Annotated in this window: 1 protein-coding gene and 1 pseudogene; both read right to left on the bottom strand. The window is 46.1% G+C overall.

The window, feature by feature from the left end:
* Positions 1–411: 411 nt before the first annotated feature.
* Complete coding sequence (locus tag C3451_RS24115; RefSeq protein ID WP_046889870.1) at positions 412–885, bottom strand: tail fiber assembly protein; 474 nt, start codon at positions 883–885, stop codon at positions 412–414.
* A 95-nt stretch (positions 886–980) separates the two neighbouring features.
* Positions 981–1,301 (bottom strand): annotated as a pseudogene (locus tag C3451_RS24405) (hypothetical protein); the annotation flags it as partial.

The following is a 1,301-nucleotide window of genomic DNA, read 5'->3' as shown; positions in this document are numbered from 1 at the left end:
CTCGCAGCAGCGAGCGGCGTTTTGTCTAACAGCGGCTGGGCGAAATTCCCGCTAACCGGCGGTGTTATGTTAATAGTGCAGTGGGGCGATGGGAGGGAGGCGTAACAAGCACTACATATAATTGTGATATTACGTTTCCTGTCGCGTTCCCGGCGGCTTGCTTCGGTGTATATTCAAGCGCAGGCGTAAGGGCATCAAATTATGATTATGTGCCATCGTATAGAACTTTAAGGCAAGCTGTTTCAGTCGGCTACCCAACGAAAACCGGCGCTAATGCTCAGTTTTTCCTTGATGATACGCTGCCTGGTAACTCCCGTATGTTTACGTGGTTTGCAATAGGTTTTTAAATTAATCCGGTAGCGAACCTGACTGGAATGGGTTATTAAAAATAAAGCCCTTACGGGCTTTATTTCACTCAGGCCAATTTTTTACTACGTAACCGTTGTTTACTGCCTCAATGAGAATCCATTGAGGTATCGCAGGCAACGCTATGCCCGGCCATCCCTCACTCTCAGGCCAAACTTTAAACTTTTGCCTTACATCCAACAGCTCCGCTTGCTGCTCAGAGGTTAATAAAACATTGTTGATAGTGTAATCAGAAACAAGCATCCGATCTGTACTGACGATGAATTCATCCCGCAAAGCACGGGCGCGTGCCTGGATTTGTTCCGGGCTTTCTTCCACAACGGGAATATCAATCCAGATCGGCAACCCATCAGCTCCAATGCCACGCAACTTCCCTTCTGGTGGCGTCGCGGAAAATTCGCTAAACACGCTATCTTCCACTTCGATTAAATCATTCGGGAGACTACCTGCATTTACATAAGACTCCTTTAAAGCTACGGGATAAAAAGCATTATTTGCAGGGCTAAACCAATAGTTCATAACGCACTCCTTAGTTTGAAACTCAGATCGTAAGTGCGGTTTCATAAAAAAATTATCTAGCTACTTTGTGTGAGTAATAACACAATATTTTGACGTCAGTAGCCAACAGCGAACCAGTAAACGCTACGTTCAAAAGGTTGCTGCACGCCGTTCACTGTTCTGGCGCACAAAGCAAACGCGCTGGTTTTATCCCTGATAAATCCATTAGTCATAGTTACCATGCTCACATCAGCGGAATCAGTTGTATGGGCCATAGCAACCAGGCATAAACCACCGACGGGAAATGCAATTGGGAATTTAAAAGAATAATTACTCGCACCGGTTAAAAGCCCCCACTGCAGCAGCATTTTTTTGCCGCCAGTAACGGGAATATATAGCCATCCATTAGCACCGATCTGTGCGGTGGCCGCCTCCAT

This window comes from Enterobacter sp. 301B (genome assembly GCF_003850715.1).
GTDB classification, from domain to species: Bacteria; Pseudomonadota; Gammaproteobacteria; order Enterobacterales; family Enterobacteriaceae; genus Enterobacter; species Enterobacter intestinihominis.
This window is presented reverse-complemented; position numbering and strand designations above follow the sequence as displayed.

Coding starts and splice junctions, on each gene's coding strand:
- C3451_RS24115 (WP_046889870.1), bottom strand. CDS start 885: ATGAACTATTGGTTTAGCCCTGCAAATAATGCTTTTTATCCCGTAGCT.